22 protein-coding genes are annotated in these 22,062 nt (G+C 36.2%); 2 read left to right on the top strand and 20 right to left on the bottom strand.

Annotation, left to right across the window (positions count from 1 at the left end):
- Positions 1 to 11 precede the first annotated feature (11 nt).
- The 12 genes from MKX62_RS16265 to MKX62_RS16210 all read right to left on the bottom strand — a co-directional run bounded on the left by MKX62_RS16265 (position 12) and on the right by MKX62_RS16210 (position 11,118).
- On the bottom strand, positions 12 to 734 hold the full coding sequence (locus tag MKX62_RS16265) for a hypothetical protein (RefSeq protein WP_067207936.1): 723 nt from the start codon (positions 732 to 734) through the stop codon (positions 12 to 14).
- A gap of 1,048 nt (positions 735 to 1,782) precedes the next feature.
- Positions 1,783 to 1,986, bottom strand: coding sequence for a hypothetical protein (locus MKX62_RS16260; RefSeq protein WP_340741863.1), 204 nt, complete (start codon positions 1,984 to 1,986; stop codon positions 1,783 to 1,785).
- Positions 1,987 to 2,135: 149 nt separating this feature from the next.
- A complete protein-coding gene (locus MKX62_RS16255) occupies positions 2,136 to 2,456 on the bottom strand; it encodes a hypothetical protein (protein ID WP_340741862.1) in 321 nt (106 codons plus the stop codon).
- 535 nt (positions 2,457 to 2,991) lie between these two features.
- Positions 2,992 to 3,615 (bottom strand): hypothetical protein, encoded by a 624-nt coding sequence (locus MKX62_RS16250; protein ID WP_340741861.1) that lies wholly within the window; start codon positions 3,613 to 3,615, stop codon positions 2,992 to 2,994.
- Between the two features lie 409 nt (positions 3,616 to 4,024).
- On the bottom strand, positions 4,025 to 5,467 hold the full coding sequence (locus MKX62_RS16245) for a VWA domain-containing protein (RefSeq protein ID WP_340741860.1): 1,443 nt from the start codon (positions 5,465 to 5,467) through the stop codon (positions 4,025 to 4,027).
- An 80-nt stretch (positions 5,468 to 5,547) separates the two neighbouring features.
- Positions 5,548 to 6,714: an AAA family ATPase gene (locus MKX62_RS16240; protein WP_340741859.1), complete on the bottom strand. Its 1,167-nt coding sequence runs from the start codon at positions 6,712 to 6,714 to the stop codon at positions 5,548 to 5,550.
- An 83-nt stretch (positions 6,715 to 6,797) separates the two neighbouring features.
- Positions 6,798 to 6,968, bottom strand: a complete 171-nt coding sequence (locus MKX62_RS16235) for a hypothetical protein (protein WP_340741858.1) — start codon at positions 6,966 to 6,968, stop codon at positions 6,798 to 6,800.
- 49 nt (positions 6,969 to 7,017) lie between these two features.
- Positions 7,018 to 7,911 carry a DUF6744 family protein gene (locus MKX62_RS16230; protein ID WP_340741857.1) on the bottom strand — a complete coding sequence of 298 codons (894 nt, stop codon included), beginning with the start codon at positions 7,909 to 7,911 and terminating at the stop codon, positions 7,018 to 7,020.
- A 475-nt stretch (positions 7,912 to 8,386) separates the two neighbouring features.
- Complete coding sequence (locus tag MKX62_RS16225; protein WP_340741856.1) at positions 8,387 to 9,205, bottom strand: Fic family protein; 819 nt, start codon at positions 9,203 to 9,205, stop codon at positions 8,387 to 8,389.
- Positions 9,206 to 9,247: 42 nt separating this feature from the next.
- A complete protein-coding gene (locus MKX62_RS16220; protein ID WP_340741855.1) occupies positions 9,248 to 9,379 on the bottom strand; it encodes a hypothetical protein in 132 nt (43 codons plus the stop codon).
- A 783-nt stretch (positions 9,380 to 10,162) separates the two neighbouring features.
- Positions 10,163 to 10,498: a hypothetical protein gene (locus MKX62_RS16215; protein WP_340741854.1), complete on the bottom strand. Its 336-nt coding sequence runs from the start codon at positions 10,496 to 10,498 to the stop codon at positions 10,163 to 10,165.
- A 302-nt stretch (positions 10,499 to 10,800) separates the two neighbouring features.
- Positions 10,801 to 11,118 carry a hypothetical protein gene (locus MKX62_RS16210; RefSeq protein WP_340741853.1) on the bottom strand — a complete coding sequence of 106 codons (318 nt, stop codon included), beginning with the start codon at positions 11,116 to 11,118 and terminating at the stop codon, positions 10,801 to 10,803.
- Between the two features lie 286 nt (positions 11,119 to 11,404).
- Between MKX62_RS16210 and MKX62_RS16205 the strand changes: the two genes are divergently transcribed.
- On the top strand, positions 11,405 to 12,508 hold the full coding sequence (locus tag MKX62_RS16205; protein ID WP_340741852.1) for a nitric oxide synthase oxygenase: 1,104 nt from the start codon (positions 11,405 to 11,407) through the stop codon (positions 12,506 to 12,508).
- 131 nt (positions 12,509 to 12,639) lie between these two features.
- Here MKX62_RS16205 and ccsB read toward each other — a convergent pair whose 3' ends face one another.
- From ccsB to MKX62_RS16165, 8 genes are all read right to left on the bottom strand, one after another.
- Entirely contained in the window at positions 12,640 to 13,824 is a 1,185-nt protein-coding gene (gene ccsB / locus MKX62_RS16200) for a c-type cytochrome biogenesis protein CcsB (RefSeq protein WP_340741851.1), read from the bottom strand.
- Complete coding sequence (gene resB / locus MKX62_RS16195) at positions 13,824 to 15,473, bottom strand: cytochrome c biogenesis protein ResB (protein WP_340741850.1); 1,650 nt, start codon at positions 15,471 to 15,473, stop codon at positions 13,824 to 13,826. The genes ccsB and resB overlap by 1 nt, the downstream gene beginning before the upstream one ends.
- 60 nt (positions 15,474 to 15,533) lie before the next feature.
- Positions 15,534 to 16,103, bottom strand: coding sequence for a TetR/AcrR family transcriptional regulator (locus MKX62_RS16190; RefSeq protein ID WP_340741849.1), 570 nt, complete (start codon positions 16,101 to 16,103; stop codon positions 15,534 to 15,536).
- A gap of 126 nt (positions 16,104 to 16,229) precedes the next feature.
- The gene (locus tag MKX62_RS16185; protein WP_340741848.1) at positions 16,230 to 18,416 is read right to left on the bottom strand and encodes an MMPL family transporter; all 2,187 of its coding nucleotides are present in this window, start codon (positions 18,414 to 18,416) and stop codon (positions 16,230 to 16,232) included.
- A 419-nt stretch (positions 18,417 to 18,835) separates the two neighbouring features.
- Positions 18,836 to 19,072, bottom strand: a complete 237-nt coding sequence (locus MKX62_RS16180) for a hypothetical protein (RefSeq protein WP_340741847.1) — start codon at positions 19,070 to 19,072, stop codon at positions 18,836 to 18,838.
- Between the two features lie 415 nt (positions 19,073 to 19,487).
- Entirely contained in the window at positions 19,488 to 19,877 is a 390-nt protein-coding gene (locus tag MKX62_RS16175) for an HsmA family protein (protein WP_340741846.1), read from the bottom strand.
- 311 nt (positions 19,878 to 20,188) lie between these two features.
- Complete coding sequence (locus MKX62_RS16170) at positions 20,189 to 21,055, bottom strand: IS3 family transposase (protein ID WP_340742593.1); 867 nt, start codon at positions 21,053 to 21,055, stop codon at positions 20,189 to 20,191.
- On the bottom strand, positions 21,019 to 21,582 hold the full coding sequence (locus tag MKX62_RS16165) for a helix-turn-helix domain-containing protein (RefSeq protein WP_340741034.1): 564 nt from the start codon (positions 21,580 to 21,582) through the stop codon (positions 21,019 to 21,021). Before MKX62_RS16165 ends, MKX62_RS16170 begins: the two co-directional genes overlap by 37 nt.
- Positions 21,583 to 21,654: 72 nt before the next feature.
- Between MKX62_RS16165 and MKX62_RS16160 the strand changes: the two genes are divergently transcribed.
- Positions 21,655 to 22,059: an ImmA/IrrE family metallo-endopeptidase gene (locus MKX62_RS16160; RefSeq protein WP_340742592.1), complete on the top strand. Its 405-nt coding sequence runs from the start codon at positions 21,655 to 21,657 to the stop codon at positions 22,057 to 22,059.
- Positions 22,060 to 22,062: the final 3 nt, after the last annotated feature.

Here is a 22,062-nt window from a genome sequence, read left to right as displayed (position 1 = left end):
CAGCCCCCCTCTCACAGATATTCCGTTTTCTTTATGGTTTTTCTCATATCCGCTTGCCAGTATTTACAGCCCGCAATGCTCAAGACAATAGCCACGATGACTGACAGCAGTGTCCATTCAGTTGCAAGCGACATCGTCCAGTGGATAAAGCCGTTCTCTGATAAAAGCGGGAACATGAAATAAAGTGCAACGGCGCCAATCACCAAGTAAATAAACGATTTTACGATGGTACTCGTATTGAAATTTCCTCCCGCTTCGCTCGCCGCCATGATAAAGCCGACTGAAATCGATAAACCCAGCCAAATCAGCAGGAATGCGATGTAAGCGATAGGCGTCATCATGTCCCGGAAATTCTCCGACATCAGCGGCATCGCGATGAACAGAACCAACTGGAACGGAAATGAACAGAATGCATGAATGATGAAGCGGCTTTTGACGATGATGTTTTTGGAGATCGGCAGCTGCTGCAACATGATAATTGAGGGCGCTGTCCATAAATCCCCATCCATCTTCTGCATCTGGAATTCCTTACCTTTCATCCAGGCCGGAAACATGAAGAAAATCAGCATGAACATAAAATCAAAGAATTTGAATTCGCCTTCCAGGTAAACATCGAACGACAGCATGAAAATCAGGCTCATCACAATATAGAAAATCAAGATCAGTAGAAAGCTTTTTATTGAAGCCTTTATTTCAAAAGCTGCGAGCCTGTATGCTTCTTTCCATTCATTCATATATAAACACCCTTTCTTAACTGTTATACTGTTTATACTCATATACACAGTAACACATTCTTTTTAGAGTGGTCAATTCATTTTAAAAAAGAATAAACAGTAGTTGAGGAGCGTGGCATAATTTTCTTGAAGAGAAATATAGTGAAAACAGTTGAAATAGATGGAAATATCTATATTACAACTGGTGATGATTTTGCTTATTAAATAGCAGTGGACGCAAGTTATAAAAAACTTGCGTCCACTTTTTATTTATGATCAGATTTTATTCTCTATCTACAAGTTCTAAGAATTTATCTCTCCAAGCTACAGTAACTGCACGACCCTCTTCCGGCAAATCGTTTACAAATGGAGATAAATACAGTACTGTTGGTATCCTGTTCTTTTACCCTACTTACTAAAAAGACTGATCTGATGTCATTCATACATCTTTTTTTAATGCCCAAGGAGGGATTCGTCACCCCACCGACGGCTTAGCTAAACTCTAGGAACCTCGCGATAATCACGTTGTGGGCCTGATTATTTTTCGGCGCTTCTACTCTAAAACTTATGACTTATCAAATCGTTTAGGGTCAAACTACTAGTATTCATCGGTTTGTGGACAATAAACACAGTACAATCAATTTCGTTTTTGTCGGCAACTGATGTAACTATTCCTTTTGTGTTAAAAAAAGATGAACGAAATCTGACTTCTAAATTCCAACTTTATAAACAACATATCAATCGATATTTCTTTCAAAAGCATAGTGTCGAAACGCGCTAATCAATTGTCGTGTGAGAAATCCGCGTAGTTACTGTTCAAAACAATCAAATTCAACCAGGCTCTCAGCAAATAAAAAACACCTGAAACATTGAATTAACAATGTTTCAGGTGTTTTTTATTCAAATTAATTTTATTACATTATGTCCCAGGAGGACGTGCAAATGTATCGATAAACCTTGTGGCTATCACATTTCTAAATACGATGTGTTGTATTTGTGTTGTGTTTGATTAGAAACCAAGATTTCCAACACTCTAATATGCGAGACAGAAATACAATTACATTTTCAGTTAATCACCATCCTGCTTTAACCAAACATTCAACCATTCAATTTCCTCTTGCTGTAAACTCTGTTCTTCCTTCTTTTCTCTATCTACTACATAGTGCCAATTAGCTTCTTCCCACTCTAAGTGTGCTTCCCACTCACGTATTACTATAACGGCCTTTTCTGTTTCTAATTGCCGTCTAGTTTTGAATGGTATTATTTCAGCCATATTTGTCACCTCTTTGAACTAATATGTTACTTCCATATTAAATGTTATGGGATAAATAATCAAAAATGAAAAAAGAGCCAAAACCGAATTGGTCTATAGCTCCACTTTTACACTTTATTTAATTCAGTCATAATCTTTAGCGATTTAACCTACCAACTATACTTTTCAACTTTACTTCGTAAATGTCTCGTCTTTTTTAAGTATCCTGACCTAATCAACTTGTGCAAATCTCCCGTAGGTTTACTTTTGATAATGTTCGATATATCTTCTTTCTCAAAAGGTCGACTGCCGTTCGAATAACCCATTTCATTTACTTTAAATGCGACCTTTTCAACACTACCTATGTATGCGTACTCCTTAATGATTTGATCTTCGAGTGTCTCTGGCTGAAAGGATTCGACCAAATTAACAAACTCTTTTAATTTCGCAATTTCATCTTTTGCTTGATCTACGGTTTTCAAGTTCTTCATCAATCTCACCCCCTTATGCGGAATATTCTACACAATCACTAAAAACCCTCTTATTAACGATGCCAATGTTCTATAAGGTGAAAGTTAATATAATATTAGAATAACCCGTTTAGTTCACTGGTACAAAAACGTAATTAAACAACAAAAAAGAGTCGCCACCATTCGCATATGAATTGGGACTCTTCGTTTTGCCTATATATCAACCTTTAGGGTTAAAAAGCAACAGCTTTAGATAGCTTATCAGCAGACCAATCAACAGGCATACAATAACTATTGTAGCTCTGCTAATATATATGTTAAAGCCACTGCTAATTTGTAGGTTTAAAACACATTGATGTATTTTGTTAACTCATAAATATAAGGACCTATTAATTAGGTCCTTTCAAATTTCTTATTCCATTATCGCACCCGGTAGTTGAATAAGAACTTCAACCAATTGATCTTTTTTCAATTAAAACAATTAACTCAAATATACCTATTCATTAAATAAAGTAACTATAGTTTCATATGATGGATTGCTCACTCTTGCGATAATTTAAGAAGCCAGTTCAAAAATCCGGTTTTGTGCTTCAAGATAACGCTGCAGATTAATGATTGTATTCTCAGGTTGAGAAGATGTTTCTTTCTCTAGACTGGTTAGTTTTATCGCATTATCTGCTGCAAGTTTTTTTGTATACTCAAACATTCGATTCACAAATACATCCAACCCGTCCGTTGAAAGTACAATTCTGATTTTTTCAAAATCAGAATGCATTTTCATTTCGCCCAAACGTGCCATCAAATCAGTAATTATCTCCATTGTAAGAGCACCCTCTAGCACAGCATTGACGTAGACATCTAGAGCCTTTCTAAATTTTACAACAACATCAGGTTCTTGATTTTTCTTTGCATTATTATAAATTCCAGTGCCAATAGCTTTTGCTATTACAAACCCTCCTATAATAAGGGTTGTATTATTCTTGGCAAATTGTAAAACCTGTCCTCCCATTCCTCGTATTTTATCTTCATTCAAGTTGACCGGTTTAAGGAGTTTTACAATTTGCCCTTTCTGTCTGCCTATATTATGACGTACAACGCCTCCAATTCTTATATAATCTCCAGTTAGAATCTTCATATTAATTTCATCAGTTATGTTATATGTATCTTGGACAATTACCATTCTTTCATCTCCTGTCATCTGTTTCATCGGCCCGGCTACAGACTTCACGCCTTACTTTTAAGGTTACTAAATAAAGTAACTAACTCCATTTCATTAACCTATTATAGATTAGACTTCGATTCCATAACCTATTTTGGAAAGTTCCTTCTTGAACTTGGCCCGTTTGTTGAACTGTGAGCCTAAACTTACTTTACCGTTAGTATAGCAGAATTATTCCAAAAGTTTTTTTAAAAAAACCAAATGGCACAGTTAAATCCAATGCCATTTGATGTTCTAATTCGATGTTAACTCGCTTATTATTTCAGCTTTTGTACCACTCAACTGAACGGGTTAATATTAGAATCCCCTGATTTAAAAAAAAATTAAAAGCACTACCCTAAGGCAGTGCGAAATCGTACAGTTTTATTCTTTAGATTTCAAACGCAGTAAAACTTCCATTATCATCGAAATCCTTAACTTGGACAACTCCATCGGAAAACTCTGTCACCGTATTTGTGCTACTACCTATTACAAGGGATAGTACATTGAAGGCTTTTTCTTTTTTCTTCTTATTGAATGCATCTAAAAATGAATCCCTTAATCCGTCTTCGCCATCCGTAACAAAAACGACATCTGCTTGTTTAAAACGACTTTCGTTTATGACGTTCATCGCCTTTTCAAGTGGCAGTGCAAAGTTCGTACCTCCGCCTAGGAAGGTTTGAGCAAAATTAACCATATCAGAGCCTTTAATTTTCCCTTTCTCATATTTAATGATCTTTGTCCGAGTAGAAAACAAGATTAAACAAAAATCCCTTTTCTGTTTTCTCGCAATCGACATAAGAGCTAACGTAAACCCTTTTGATTGAGTATCAAGTTTGTGCATACTTCCTGACTGATCCAGACAAAGCACGATTGGACCTTTCCCCAATACCTCATGCCCTTTCTTCTCATATTGCATGGCCTGTCCTTCCACAAAGCGACTTAGGAAGTCGTTCTTCGTTATTGGATGTGTGTATAAGCCCAATTCCATCGGCAACAGCAGCTCAATATCGTTGCCTAACGTAACCCCACTTCTTTCCATCGAATCACTATGCTTGGATTTCTGCTTTCTACGGGCTATCTGTTTAAATCGACCAGCCCAATCTGCAATTTCTTTCATCTGTTTATTAAATGCAATTTTTTCAGCTAATGAAATTTGGTCCCGCAAAGGGACTTTTTTCAGTTCTGCGTCACCACTACCAGCACTCGTGCCTCCAAGTAATGATTTCAAGCTATCTTTCGTCTGTTTTGTTTCCTGCATTGCTTGTTCCATCGCTTGGGAGAAGCTATGACTGTTGTTCTGCAACGTCTGTTGAAGTTGATCCCCCAAGTCTGACATTGCTTTTTTTAAGTCTTCTTGTAACTCCTCACTACCATTTCCAGCTCCAATTTGTTGTTCCTGCTTTTGAAGTTGCCTTTTCATCGCCTGAATTTCTTGCATTTGTTTTTGCAGGTCTTCATCATGCTCTTTTTGGTCAGCCAGCCATTGATTCGTCTTCTCCCCGAATTTCACCGTGCCTATTGCTGATGATAAATCATCCAAACGAGTGAAGCTTCTATAATTGTCAAAGGATTCATCTGACATAATTTTTTCCATCAGTGATTTATTGACTTGAAGATCCGCGGCAACGTCCTCTTTCGTCATTTCAGGTTTCATCTTATATAAGGAAGCCCAAATATCAGCAAGTAATGGCTCGAACGTCGGCAACTCCCCCTCATCACTTATCTTCTGAAGTCCTTGTGACATCTCATAAATTTCTCTAAAACGCCTTTTATCGAATGCGTCTGTATTTAATACAGAACGATTTTCATTTTGAATTGTATTTCTTCTCATGAAGAACACTTCCTTTCCTTATTTTAAAAGAAATGACAAAGGAAGTCCCCTTGACATTTCAACACTTAATTCATCAATTTTTAAAACGGCATCTCTACTGTTTGCTTTTCATTTGAATTCTTAAAATCCATGGGCTCTAAAATGCTATCCAGGATCTTTTGTTGCATGGACTTCACTTTATCGAGCATTGGATCGATATCCATAGATCTGCTTTGATTATGTTTCTTAAGCTTATTCAAGTCAGTGACCAATGCCTTCATTTTCTGGGTAGCTTCCATCCCTGCATCAGTCGAATTATCCTTCAACATGGAATTGAACACTTCATTTGCTTCATTTTGTATGGAATCAATGGCACGAGTCACTACATCTTGTGCATGACTACGAACAATGAGCGATACGGTATCCTTTTGATCAACCGTTTCCCAGAGTGCGTTTTCAAGGATGACAATATCATCGATAATTACAATTTGTCTTTGGTTGATGAGTGCCTTCGCTTGTAGAACGCTAAGAGATTGTTTGAAGCGTCTATCCGAAGGGCGAATTCCTTCATCCCTTAATTCCATGCGTATCTTTGATAGTGCTTCATACACTTCATTAGGAATTGCAACCATGTCAGTAAAAAACTGAAGTTGAACTAATTCATCCATTGTCATAGATGGCATGATCTGATTTTGACCGGTGCCCTTCATCATAGAAACAAAATTCGTTTCATCTGCAATATAATCTAGCTCGAATCGAAGTAAGAATCTGTCGAAAAGAGCTTCAAGCCCTTCTCCTTCTTCGGGGTATTCATTTGAAGCTCCAATGACTGACATCAAAGGTACCTTTACAGGTGTGCCGTTATTATAGAATAGCCTTTCGTTTATAAGCGTTAGCAAACTATTTAGGATTGCTGAATTAGCTTTAAATATCTCATCCAGAAATACGAGATTGGCTTCCGGCATTTTAGTTGCTGTATTCCGCTTGTACACACCCTGTTCAAGGTCTTTTAACGACAATGGTCCAAAGACTTCTTCGGGTGTACTGAACCTCGTTAGCAACCATTGAAAATAATCTGTTCCCTGTACAATCTTGGCCAACTCTACCGATAATGCTGATTTCGCTGTTCCGGCAGGTCCAATCATGAGCATATGCTGCCTAGATAGTAGCGCAACAAGAATCCCCTCAACTTCTTCTTTTCGTTCAAAAAACTTTGCATTAAGCGCCTTTTTAATTTCCTCTAACTTGGTGAAATTAGTGTTTGTCATTTTGATTAACCCCTTTTTTTAGTTTAGATAGCAAAAGGAAGCAGGCTTCTAATGAAACCTTACTTCCCCTTTTAAGATTCATTTTAGTTTTTCGCTGAAAGAATAAATATTTCTTGTTCTTTTATCGATAGCTCCCGCATTTTCAACTGCAATTCCTGTTCTTTCAATTCATTTGAACGCTCAAGTTCTTGTGCAATTTTCTTTATAGATTGCACACACTCGACAACATCACGCTCGTAGAATTTTCTTCCCATTATTGTTTAAAAAAACTCAGACATTCTAATCGCTCCATTCCAATATTTCTTAAAGATTCGCAACCATTTTCGCAACTGCTGCACGAATCGTCATGATTTTATTTTCTAGCGTATCCGCTTCATTGGTGACAATACCTTTATAATTTCGGTAGTTAGCAATAACAGACTTCGCATTTTCAATAATCTCTTTCACTTGCCCCTTTTTCAGCCCAGCACTCGATTTACAATCATGTAAAATGGATTCCAAATGATCATTTAGTTTTGTGTTCACCATTTGCCTATTGTCGAATGTATTAACAACGGGGATTTTGAATCCTTCACTGTTCTCAAGCGAGGACGTGAAGTTTACGAGTTGGTTTAGACCCTCCGTATGTGAATCTGGGACAAAATATACGCCACCATTTGGACGTACAGGTGTGGGTGCTAACGATTGCAGAATTTTACTCACCATTACTCTTATTTGCTGCGCTGAATAATGGTCTTTATAAATATTGAAATTCCGCTCTGCTTCAAAGCACAGCTCTTTTGCAATTTCGTTCTCTGTTATAAACGTTAGAGAACTATTCTGCTTATCTAGTGTGATTACTCCCGCTTTACTGTTGTAATCAAGTCGTTTACCGGCCTGATCCACTTTTTCCACTACAATGTTTCTTTGCACGTGGCTTTTGTCCGAGAATACTTCACGTATAAGGAAGTTCTCGAATACCCCAGCGTGTCCAGTAGATTTTCTAGTCTCAATCTCCTTAGTACTTCTTCGGAAGGCATCGGCTAGACGAATCGCATTTGGCATCCACTCAACAGGTAACCCTGATTGAACAAGACCCCGCTCTAAATCATCCATTTTGACTAATTGCTTGCCTACAGAGAACCACATTAAGTGTCCTAAAATACCGCCTTGTTGCTCGTTTTGAACAGCTGTCATTTGATCAAGATTAATTGACATACCTATCTACCCTCTCTGTTTTGTATTTTAAAATAAATAAAAAAACGCACTTAACCTAGCAATCGCTAAGTAAATGCGTTTTAAAATAAACCGTTTTATGCTAGTTAAATAAACCTTCTTCAATCTCCCTCCATTACCTTTTCAAATGCAAAAAATCGACCTCTCCTGAATAGGAAAAATCGATTTTAATATATATATCACGCAAAATGCGCAAGTATACTCTATATAATGCTCAAGTAATTAATGACGTCAAAAACGTCTACCTAACTTTTCCTATAAAAAAGGAATACAAAGGCTCAAAAGTTTATGCCGAATCTCTTTCTGCGTGTGCATAAAGTATAACGACTTTCACCAGTAGAACAGTGACTTAATAACATAAAGAATATACTTTCACTTTATCAAAACCTAATGTAAATCGCAAATTCATCGAAAAAGATAACTTTGAATTTGGTTTATCAGCATCTGTATAACTATTTTATCGCTTCTGATCATTATTAAAGTTCTTATTCATAAGCTTAATTCTTCTATCTTCCTCATCTTTGGTTTCAATAATTGTTTTGACTTGCTTTGATTCTTTATTTGCAAATGACACCATTCTTTTTTCTTCTTCTTCCATAATCGGTTTTGCAAAAGCAACAAAATTTTCAATATCCTGTGGATCAGGAAACTCTTTTATTTGTGCTTCACCTAATAACTGCATGTACTCATTTTTTACTTCCTTCTTTATAATTAAAGGTGGTAAATTATTTTCCAGTAATGAATAGTTCATAATCATCCTACCTGTTCTTCCATTTCCATCAGAAAAGGGATGGATTTTTTCAAACTGGATATGGGTTTCTAAGATGATTTTTAATAAATCATCTTTTGTCTTAGCTTCTTCCAGTCGATAATTCAAATTTCCAATTAACTGATCCATTAATTGTGGTACTTGTTCAGGTGATCCCGTCGAGAATTCTACCCCTTTTATATAATTATCCTCAGTTTTAAATTGCCCTTTATCATGTTGCAGTCGATCCGTTAATTTTTCATGTATCTCTTTTATGATAGATACTGATAAAGGTTTATTATTTTCTATTGAATGCACAAGATACTCAAATGCTTGTTGGTGATTATCTACTTCGTAAAATTCTCTTCTCGTTATATTTGCGTTATTGGGTAGCGTATCATTCAGTATGATTGTAACTGTTTCTGGTAACGTGATTGTATTACCTTCAATTGCACTTGAATGATGTGCCAAACGAACCAAAACATCCTCTAAATATTCATATGTCATCTTTTCGATTAAGTGGCTCATTTACACCAACCCCCTTATTTCTATATTTTAATTATACCATTTTTAAAATTCTGAAGGTACAAGTGTATCTTCTATATTCTCGTTTTGAATATTCAAGTATGAATTGGTAATCAGCCTTTCATTAATTACATTTTCAAATCCGATTAGCCCATGCCGTGACTTATCAATTGTCATTTTATAATTCATCTTAATAAAATCTTTAATTAAAATGAAAAAAGAGAGGTAAGTATGACTACTCCTCTGTTCGTCTCGATTATAGTGATTAGGTTTTTATGTTGCTTGCCAACGTCTGGTACCCGAAGTCCAGATAGAGTATCAAGTTTTCACAGTGCCTAATCATCACCATAGTTCTATTATCAAGATAACATAAAAGCACTTCGATGAACATTGGCTTATCCGCTACTGAAAATCTTATTCATGACTATGTTCCATCTATTATATGCGTGAAATCTATACATGGACGCAATAAGCATAGCTGTTTAAACTAAAATTTTTAATGGTTGGAATTTTCACTTTACCTTGGAAAAGACAAAATAAATAACAAGCTTCATTGATTGGTTAAATGAAACGTTTTTTGTGTAAACGATTAATATAAAATCATATCATTTAAGCTGACATTAAATTCGTTGTAAATCTTATCCATGTGCCACAAACGAGCCCCAGTGTTGCATTACACCAATGGTTCATCTTTATCGCTTAATTTGATTCGAAACAGAAGAAATGGAATGAACATAAGGCTAACCCATCCCAGTGTAAATAGTCTCTGTGTTTCACCAGAAAGGTATTGTTTCTGCTCGCAATCAGGACACTTCTTTCCTATTTTCGAAAAACCAAGTTGCAGGATATCCCTCAGACTCCATTTATAATTACAATTTGTACATCGCGGCATAAAATCCCCTCTAATTTCTTTATTCCTATCTCGTAATTTAGGCCGATTACTTAATAATGACTTACATTTTATTTGTTAGCGCGATTGGCTTCGATTTCATCACTCAACTCAGGAAATTGTTTTTTAAAAGTTTTTACTATTTTTGTGGTTTTACTCACTGTATATTTTTTCACTTCGCTATAAGGTATCCATATTTCTTTATTCTGAATCTGTTCATATAGAGATGATATCACCATATCTCGGTGAACAGGAGGAAGCTTTCTTGTTGTACATCTTTCCTCCATCTTATCGTGATAAAGTTTATAAAGTTCCGTTGCGATCCAATCCTTTTGATTACTTTTTAATTGTGAAAAACGTTTGTTTATTTGAAGAAGTTTACCATCTATTTTCATATGATTTTTCATCAAGATTCATCCTTTAACGCAAGTTTTTATTGAACCATGTAAACGCTACTTGACGCTTACAAACCTTCTCCAATTTGATACCAGCCTTAAGAATGTACCACTTCCTCCATCTCCTATACCAGCAATTGCCCCAAACCTTACCACTCGCTGCCAATGAGTTTAAAAATGCGGTAACGTCAAGAATGTGCAAGTTTACAACGTTATGGATTTTGAAAGATAAAAAAGCCTAACTCCTCCATATATTGAACGAGGAATTAGGCTTATGATCTTCCGCAATCGCGCCCGTTTCTAGAATACAGTTATTATGAATAACTATCTTCCTTCTTGCTATAAATTTTATAAGCAAAATAACCAAATAACATACCCATTCCAGGTCCCCAAGCAATTGCAGATAGGAAGGAAAAGGGGGTAAATATGCTAAGAAGTATAGCAATAGCCAAACCAATCATCATTCCGAATGGTATTAAACTATCTAGTAAATTTTGAGCACTTTTTGTTTTTTTCTTACCCAGAGTTCCTTTCTTATACTTATGTTTCATTCTTAGAATTACAAATACTGCAATCCCACCTACTATTGCAACTGGCAGTACAATACGCGCAATTTCCAAAGATAAACCCATATTATAACCCTCCTTCCTTTCGCTTTTTTAGTTGGTTCAATTTCAACATAGTTTATTCCGTTAAATGGCCCGATTATTGCACAACAATAAACTTTTCGTACTTCAATACCACTATACGAGATACGCCCAAAGGAACCTTTTAAAAATTAACTAGCATCCGAAATATACATCAAATTCTTTTGAACACTAATATTCTATCCACATTAAATAATTCAATAAATCGACAATCCATTTAATTATCCATGTCATGTATTCATGTTAAGCTTGCTGTATGGAGTTGATGCTAATGGTTCAATCTATTAAGGCGAATATATTGCTCATAGAAGCAACCCGCTTTATTAATAATTGTTATGATGAACTTGATTTACCTAAAGAAGATCAATTGAAACGAATTGAGGAAATTGAGAATGAAATAAATACGACTGGAACATATTCGCATAAGACTTTTGAATTAACACATGGGGCAAAAATGGCTTGGCGGAATAGCAATCGTTGTATAGGTCGTTTACTTTGGAATACGTTACATATTTTTGATGCACGAGACGTACTAACAGCAGAAGATGCCTATGAAAAGTTAGTTAATCATATTGACTTTGCTACAAACGACGGGAAAATCCGATCAACAATTACAATCTTTGCACCTCGAAAAAATGGAGAAGATCCGATTAGAATTTGGAACCATCAATTGCTACGTTATGCCGGATACAAAGAAGGCGATAAAGTAATTGGTGATTCGACATCTAACCAAATGACAAAAATGTGCGAAAAAATGGGCTGGAAAGGTGATCGTACTCACTTCGACATTCTTCCTTTCGTCATTCAGGAAAAAGGACAAAAACCTAAACTATTCGAAGTGCCTAATGGAGTGATTAAAGAAGTGCCAATCACTCACCCGGAGCTTGATGGGATTCAGAAGCTCGGCGTAAAATGGTATGCTGTTCCAATCATTTCAAACATGCTTTTAGAAATAGGTGGCATCGAGTACCCGATGGCGCCATTTAATGGTTGGTATATGGGGACTGAAATTGGAGCAAGAAACTTAGCTGATCAAGACCGCTATAATTTATTACCAAAAGTCGCTGAAATAATGGAATTGGATACTAAATTAAACAGTTCACTCTGGATTGACAAGGCTTTAGTCGAATTAAATATTGCAGTTATCCATTCTTACCAACAAGCGCATGTCACGCTCGTTGACCACCATACTGCTGCAAAACAATTTAAGGTTTTTGAGGAAAATGAAATGAAAAGTGGTCGACCGATTACAGGTAATTGGGCATGGCTAATTCCACCAATATCACCTGCATCAACTGACATTTACCATAAACCATATAACAATAACATTGTAACGCCTAACTATTTTATTCAAGCAGACCCTGAAGAAAACTAAATATATAGTTCCAAAACCTTTTAAAATAAAGAAAAAAAGTCACGTTCCAAAGCAATGTAAACTAGCTTTGAAGCGTGACTTCTTTTAGTTTTTCAAAAATACTCCAAAGACACTATTTCACAAAGAACCTTTTAAGCGTATGAATGTAACCCTGCAAGAATCAAGTTTACAGCAATTAAGTTAAACATAATGATAATAAATCCTACCACTGCCAGCCATGCTGATTTTCGACCTTCCCAACCACGTGAAAGTCTTAAATGAAGAAAAGCTGCATAGAATAACCAGGTAACGAGTGCCCAAACCTCTTTTGGATCCCAACCCCAAAACCTTGACCAAGCTTCATGCGCCCAAATCATCGCGAAAATCAGTGCACCAAGTGTAAACACTGGAAAACCAATGAGGACTGCACGGTAAGTAATTTCATCCATTAATTGCGCATTCGCTTTTTTAGCGAATGGTTGAAACAATGTAACAAGTGGGCGTCTAATAATTAAGCGAATTAAACCATATAAAATCGAACCTACGATAATTGACCAAACAAATGATGTAAGTGTCTTTGCGTTAATAATTGGTGGTAACGCCACAAATGGCTCCATTTTATCAGGTGTTAACGACTCGTATTCATTCATCCCAAATAGCGCAGGCATATTGTACGTCAACTGACTAATTTGTTCATTTTTATCAACATAAGAAAACTTGGATTCATAACCTGAAATCGCAAATCCGGATGATACAATAATGAAACCTACAAATAAAGTAATCGTGAAAATAACTGATTCCAACCAAAATCTGTCTTTCGACTTTTTTGTTACATCTGTCGTTTTCAATAAATAGATCAGTCCTGCAACTGCACTAATCGATAGAATCGCTTCTGCGAGAACTGTCGTACTCACATGAACAGTTAGCCAATAGCTTTTAAGTGCAGGAATTAATGGCGTTATTTCAGTTGGGAACATACTTGCATAACCAATAATAATAATCGCAATTGGCAATGCAAATAAACCAAGTGAAGGTGTTCGATATAAATAAAACAGTAGAATGAATGCACCAACGAGCATCATTGCAAATGCGGTCGTGAATTCAAACATATTACTAAGTGGTGCATGTCCGGATGCTGCCCATCTTGTACCGAAATAACCAAGATGGGTAATAAATCCAATAGCTGTTAAGATGATCCCGATTGTACCGGAACGACTATTTTTATAACTTGCTTCTGATTTTGCTCCTCTAACTGCCCCACCAAAAAATAAGGTAGCAATTAAATAAGTGATGAAAGAGACGAGTAGCAAATTCGAGCTAAGTGATGCTAAGTCCATTATTTAAAATCCCCTTCCTGATTCTCCAACACAGATTCAGTATCTTCGCGGTCATTATAAGTAGGTAATTCTGCATACTCTTTTACGATGTTCATTTCTTTCTTCAAATAGTACCAGTTTTTATTCGTATGACTCGCCAACAACATTTCGTTGTTAGCGCTTTTTTGAACCCAAATTCTTCTGTGATTCCAATATGAACCCATTGAAACACCAATCATGAAGATGATTCCACCAAGAAGTAATACATAAAGCGTACGATCTTTTCGAATCGTAAGTCCAGAAATATCACGAGTTTCCGCACTTAAAAAGTTCACTTTATAATCATTTTCTTCTGTTTCTAGTGTCTGCTTAATCGCTACGAAACTCATTTCACCTTCTGGCGTATTTGGTGTAATTAACTTGAAAATAAATGCTGGATTATTTGGAATCGGTGATTTTGAGATTAATTCACCATCTTCGATGCCACCATAGTCTGGATAATAATCACGTAGCAACACTTTTGACCCATTCCCAAGATCATATTCATCTTCTGGGCTTATTAAATCTACTGTAAATTCACCTAATGATTCATTTGTTGCTTTTTCTGTTAATTGGAACTTCATCGCTTTCAATTCATCTAACCGATAATCCATTTGGAATATATTGTAACCGTCAAACTTCAATGGATGGTTAACGATGATTGACTCATCTTTTACAAATTCCAAGTTATCAGATTGACCCGGAAGTGCATCTTCTGGATTTTTGTACAAAGAAACATCGGTTTGATAATTTTTAGCGATTGTTCCGACGCGGTCTAATGCTGTTTCAAAAACTACATTATCCTCATTCGAGTAATTCTCAAGAATAAATTCTTTATTTTCAATATAATAGCCTGGTGCGCCTGGTATTGCTAGCGTATCCCCTTCACGCAGCCACATTGTTTCGTCCACGTAAAAGCCAGGTATGCCTCGTAATAAAATACCGAACAAAAAAGTAATTAATCCTACATGGTTTATGTAAGGACCCCATCTTGAAAAGCGGTTTTTTTCAGCGAGAATTGCGCCATCTTCAATTTTAACATTATACTTTAACTCTTTTAATTTCTCTTCTGCTTTTTTAAATGACTCATCTGGATTGCTTACCTCACCGATTCCGTATATACGTTGTCTCTTCATAAAGGAAGGGTGGCGCTTCGTACGCTGTTTCTTCAAAGATTTATACAGTGGAATAACACGGTCAATACTCGCAATGATGATTGATGTTCCGAGCATTCCAACAAGTATCGTAAACCACCAACTATTATACATGTCATAAAAACCAAGGTTGTAGTAAAGCTTACCAACAACTCCATATAAATGTTCATAGTAAGCAGCATACTCAGCATCTGTTCCTGCTGGGACGTATAGTTTTTGAGGAAATAATGTCCCAAGAGCTGACGTAATAAGAACCGCAAGAATAATACTAATACCAATTTTCACACTTGAAAAGAAATTCCAAACTTTATCAACTATCGTCCGCTTATATGTTTGAGATCTTCTTGCTGATCCTTCATAACGCATGTCCACAGTTTCGCTTTTTTTTGCTTCTTCAGTTTGTGGCCTTCCACATCGCTCACAAAGCACTGTGCCAAATGGATTTTCATGGCCACACTGGCATTTGATTTTGCTCATTTCAAATTAACTCCTTATTCGAGTTTAATGCTCAACAGGATGGTTCTTATTTCATTTACTTTAAGTTTTAGGTTCGATCCCGATATAAATAATTTCCCAAACCCATTTTGCCCATGCTTTATTATCCGATTTTAAAGAGGTTGGCTTATTAATGGTGTTAAACAATAAATTAACCAACACATCAGTTGGGATTTCTTCCCGAATGACATTCGCTTCTTTACCAATTCCAACGATGCTTTGAACTTGTCTGATGATGTGCACATGGTCTTTTATAAACTCTTGTTTTAATTTCGTTACGACGTCAGAATCACTTTGCAATAATGGGATGATTTGGAGAACACTATGGATATGCGAATATTTAATCATTAATTCAATGAGATGAAGCAATTGTTCTTTTGCATCCTCATGTGCAACGATTATCGCTAACTCATTTATGTAGTTCACCATCAGATCAGTCATGTAATCGGCAATTAAGTCGTCTTTTGAGGCGTAATATTCGTACATCGTACTTCTGCCAACTCCAAGCATTTTTGAAAGCACTGAAAAGTTGAATCCACCGTAACCTTGTTCGAGTAGTAGTTTTTCGGTTAATATTAGGAGTTCTTGTCGTTCTAACTTTTTACGTGTCATTTTATATCACCTTAATTATTTTTTTATACTCAATATACCACACTCCGATAGTTTATTTGGGAATTGATTAATTAATTGATGAGAATACTAATTGCTAAACTACACCTACTCGAATGCTGAATATTATTATTTTTTCGAAGAGGTCACTTTTTGTGGCCAAAGCGCCCATTTATCTAATTTCACCATAAGTGCTGGTACTAAAATGGTGCGCACTAAAAACGTATCTATTAATACGCCAACAGCGACTGTAAAACCAAACATAAATAGTTCAAGTATAGGTTGAGTCATCAGTACAGCAAATGTTGCCGCCAATATAATACCGGCTGATGAAATAACGCCACCCGTGCGTGCTAATCCTATTTCCACAGCTTTCTTAATTGGGTGTTTTTTCGCTTCTTCCTTAATGCGAGATATGAGCATTATGTTATAGTCGACGCCTAATGCGACTAGGAAAATAAATGAATATATTGGGATACGATAACTCATCGCATCATAGCCGAAGACGTTTTTGAACATGAAAATACTAAATCCTAATGCGGCAAAGTAAGATAAAATGATTGTTGCCATCATATAAATGGGTGCAATGAGTGATTGTGATTGAAAACCGAGTAGGATGGTTATCAATAACGTTATTGCAATAACAATAACGATGGTGTCGCGATCATTGATGGCTCTTGTATCAGCTTGCTTCGCCGTTTCACCAGCAAAATACAAGTTTGTTTGATCAAAACCCGCGTTTGACAGTAGCTTTTCCTCATTGTCTCGCAAAAAATTTAAATCATCCATTGTTTCTATCTCATAAGGATTTCCAGAAAAAACGATACTAAGCTTCGCTGTTTTTTCATCCTCCGTCAACCAGGAACCTTTGCCAAAAGCTGCTATTTCAGGGTTCGATAGGTCAGGTGTAACATTATCTACACCTTTACTGGCGAGAATTTCCTCTCTTAGCTTTGCTAGCTCTTCAACATTAAGTGCATCTTTTCCCTCTACGATTACAGTTGTCATCGCTAATTCACCTGGGGCAAAGTTTTCTTCAAGCACCTCGAATCCTTGTCGTGATTCCATATCCTCCGGAAAAGATTTAATGAGGTTAAAGGAATATTCATTCGTGGTGACATTAAACGAAATAATAATCAAGAGAACAGCGATGATTGAACCACTTGTAATTGGTCGCTGTGTTACTTTAGCGGCAAGTTTATCCCAAAAACCACGTTTCATTTTTTCAAGTGAACCAACTTTTGGAATGTACGGCCAAAATGATCTACGACCAAAGAGCACGAAAAGTGCAGGGAGTAGCGTTAATCCGCCCAATAAAATAAAGACGAGCGCAATCGAGAATACTGGCGCAAAATTTCTATAAGGTTCAAATACTGCTGCAAACAATACGAGCATTGCAGCAATGACTGTTGTTCCGCTAAAGAAGATAGGCTCACTCACTTTCGCTATTGCCAGCGCCATGGCTTTGTGTTTATCTTCGTGTTGGCGTAATTCTTCTCTAAAACGAGAGACGATGAATAAAGCATAATCGGTAACGACTGCTAGAAGAAGAATCGACATAATAGATAGTGACTGGCTTTCAATCGCCAACCCATTTTTGCCGAAAATACCAATCGTTTTATCTACAATTTGATAAATAATTCCCGCACCTAAAAGAGGAACCAAGGCAATAATTGGTGAACGGTAAATGATGATTAATATTACGAAGATTAATCCAACTGTCCCTAATAGTAAAACGAGGTCTGCACTCGCAAATATCGCAATCATATCCGAAACAATTCCTGCTGGACCTGTGATTTTTAATTCAAGATCTTTGTTATCTTTTAATTGTTTGGTGGCGATTTTGTTAATATCTTTAATTGTTGCGTTAATAACTTTTCGCTCAAGTCCATCTTTTAAATTAACTGGTAAAATGAATGTAGTTTCATTTTCCGAGATGAAAGTAGATTTAATTTCATCAGTTAATGCATAAACGGGTATAACTTCTTTTACGTCTTTTAATGACGCTTTTTCAATATTTTCGTTGATAATATCAATCTGTTTTAAGTCTTCGGAGGTAAGACCCTCTTCATTATGAAATACTAAAATTGCAGGAACACCGATTTCACCACTAAAATATGTTTGCAATTTATGTTCTGCAATAATGGAATCAGCATCTTTTGGAAGCCCTGTGTTATTAATACTTGTAGCATAATCTTTTGCACCTGAAGAAAGTCCACTGACCACAATCGCCAATATAATCCAAATAATGACTGTCCATTTGGCGCCTTTCTTACTACTCGCAGCTTTAGTTACTTTGTTTATTAATGTAAACAACTTACACCTCTTATCCCGACACAAGTGTCGAATTTAGTTAAAAAATAACCTCATGTCTAATACTAGTCAAACCCGACACAAGTGTCAATATAGAGATATAGAATTTTTTGTCTAATTTATGGCATTTATGATCTGATACAAAAAGAAGTCCTAACCGTGACGGGCTCTTTTGAAGGATGTAAAACGTTAAAAAACATATCAAAAGGGACCCACAATATTTTTAGTCCCTTCATTTTTGTTGCTATACATCGGTTTATGAGTGTTCTAAAACTATAGCGGTAAGCCAATTAGTACACTGATTATTAGTATTACAATAGCTGTTATAGCGTTACAAATTGAATAGATACAAATCCTATATGACAGATTCGTACTTTCCTGAAAGTTCAGACCAATCGCACCCTTATAGACAACCTTAAATTTCATTGTTCACTTCTCATACTTTGAATCGTAACACGGATTAACATTATAAGGCTCAAGCCTAAGCCTGCATATCCAAAGACATTTAAAAAGAAGTACCCATTAGATGCATCTGACTGCGCTAAAAACAAAGCTCCTAAAGAAATCTGTCCAAATGCAAGACCTGAAAAACCCATAAATACCAAAGACAGGACCGAATTAACGTATTTCACATTCGCTTCATCAGAAAAAAGCGACATTCTCAACCTCTTGAATAATGTTTTACTTTTCTGGGGAACTCCTTGATTTCGGGCAAAATGTTCAGTAGATCATCTTCCATACTTTCAGTGATTATTTCTTTCATACTTTTCAATGTCATTGTACTCCTAAATTGCATTATTAGGTTAGCCACCTTGTTAAAATCCCATGTATTTATGAAAGGCAAGGTTTTCCATTAACCTTAAAAAATCGGTTTTTGTTATGGATTCTAGTTGTGCAACGTCTCGATAATTTATTGCATGGTGCATATGCACGCATTTCCACTCATAAACCAAAAGCCCTCCGACCGATTGCTCGAACAGAGGACTTTTATTTCGTATCTATGCTTATTCAACGAAATGGCATCACTGCTTTTCATACGCTTTCAGGTAGAATCATGCTGTAATACTTTCGGAATCAGCTGATCACGCCAATGCCTAGTAAAATACCGAGTACAAATGAAATGACCCACAGTGTCCAAACGCCCAGACTGAATTTGTGAAACTGGCGTTTTGCTTCTTCATCACCTTTGTTATACACCCAGACAGCCCATAGAAAGTGAAACGCCATTAACACAAGAGCTGCGCCACCTGTAACCTGATGAAGCCCGAATCCCGAGTCGCCATCATGTGTTGCGATGCGGTTCATCAAAGTGGTGCCAATCGTATCGAACACCAGGCCACCCAAGAAGAACGTCAAGTGCTTGAATTGAATCGTGCCGCTTATCTTTTCTCCAAATACTCCGATACTATAAAAAATTAGTGCAATCACCATTGCCGAAGAAGCGAATATCAATAACGTACTCATTTAGCTCATCTCCACCTTTTATAAGTTCATGATAGTCCAGTAAAGTGAACGGAATGTGAACTGGAGTTTACAGATAGGTGGGTCAGTAACGCGTGCACCGCACAATTATAAATCGATAACAAAACTGAAAAACTCAAAAAATATTTTACCTTTGTAAAATTTATGTAGTTTTTTAAAAGTTATTTAGATTAATCTTTATGATGCAGGCTTAAAATAATGCTTGTTTATTTTATGCTTACTTCCACTTCGAAGTTTCGTAATAAGAAAAAACACCTCTAAAAGGTGGTGCCCCCCGAAAGTTAGAGTTTTAATTATGCAGCTGATTGGTTGGTTCGAGTCCGGTATTCTACTGGGCTTAAACCGACCAATTTTAATTTAATTCGTTCATTGTTATAATAATAAATATTCTTTTCGATTTTCTGTTTAAGCTCACCATAAGATAATAATGCCTCGCCATGATACATTTCTTGCTTCATAATCCCAAAGTAATTCTCCATTGACGCATTATCTTCGCATGTTGCTTTTCTCGACATACTTTGAAAAAACTTGTTTCTCTTTAATATTGTCACCCATTTATTGTGCTGGTAATGCCAACCTTGATCTGAATGAATAGTCGTACGATATTTTGCTTCTCTTTTAATGATCTCTACCGCTTCATGTAATGGCTGAAGAACCAATTCTAGGGTTGGCTTGTTTGAAATACCATAAGAGATAATTTCACCATTGTATAGATCTAGAATTGGATTCAAGTAAAGTTTTTCGTTGCCTAAGCACTTAAATTCGGTTATATCCGTGACCAATTTTTGTAGGGGTATCGTCGTACTAAATCGACGATTTAAAAGGTTTTTAGCCACCTTACCCACTTTTCCTTTATATGAATTGTAACGACGTGACTTGCGGGTAAACTTAATACATTTCAAACCAATAACTTTCATCAGCCGTTGTACTTTTTTATGATTTATTTTGATCCCTTTAGCTCTTAAAGCAAGATAAATTCGTCGATACCCATATTTTCCTTCATGTTGGTGAAATAACGTTGTTATTAATTCTTTGATTTCTTTATCGGGATCATCTTTCATCAATTGCTTAATATGATAGTGATAAGTCGCTTCAGGAATATCAACTATTTCCAAAGTATCTTTTAATTTGAATCCTTCTTGCTTGAGTTCAAACGCCAGCGCTGCTTGTGCTTTTCGAGATAGGCATCCGGATTCTCCTGAAAAGCTTTCAACTTTTTTAAATAGGAAACCTCAAGTCGAAGAAGTTCAATTTCCCGTTCTAATTGTTCTTCTCGTTCTATTCCTTTTTCTTTTTTTGGTGGGTTAGACTTAGTTTTTTTAGACATAGAAGGACGTCCTTTCGGTTTAGGTTCAAGCCCTTCTACTCCTTTCTTAAGAAAGATTCTATTCCAGTTTGCAATTATAGACCTTTCAGGTATGGAAAATCTATCTGCGGTTTCCTGGTAAGAAGCGCCTGTTTCTTTCTTAAAGTTTAATACATCTAGCTTAAATTGAACAGAGTATTCCTTTTTAGAATAATTTCTACGCAAACTGTCCTTACCTAGAGCTTGATAAGAATTAACCCATTTTTGAATTGGGGACTTGTCAGGCATGCCGTATTTTTGAGCTAACCGCTGATATCCTAGGAACCCTTCAAGATATTCTTTTACAATTATTAACTTAAATTCATCGCTATATTTCGCCATATAAAAACACCCCAAGAGTTAGATTTTTAGCTCTAACTTTTAGGGTGCGGTACCGTTTGTCATGACGAATTAATCAATCTCACTTCCAATAAGTTCAACATTAGAATTTATTATTTTGATGAACCCAGTGAAGCAAATAATTTGGGGGGTATATACCGTATTTTTTTAAACGAAAATCAAAGTCGTCAAAAAGTCTTGCAGGATTTTGCTCACGAACTAGGACACATCTTAAGGCACGAAGGACATCAACAAGCCATGTTTGAGCAGTTTCGTATCTACCAAGAATGGCAGGCTAAACAATTTGCTTATCATTTTTGCATACCCACATTTTTGTTGAACGAATTAGAACTGCCACAACTCCGCTGTGAAGCTGTCTGGGTCATTGCAAAGACTTTTAATGTCGAATTAACTTTCGCTGCTGAACGGTTAGAAAAATGGTTTCAAAATAGAAGGGATAATCTAACAGTTACTTATTAAAAC

It is taken from the genome of Sporosarcina sp. FSL K6-5500 (genome assembly GCF_038005665.1).
In the GTDB taxonomy this organism is placed as follows: domain Bacteria; phylum Bacillota; class Bacilli; order Bacillales_A; family Planococcaceae; genus Sporosarcina; species Sporosarcina psychrophila.
This window is presented reverse-complemented; position numbering and strand designations above follow the sequence as displayed.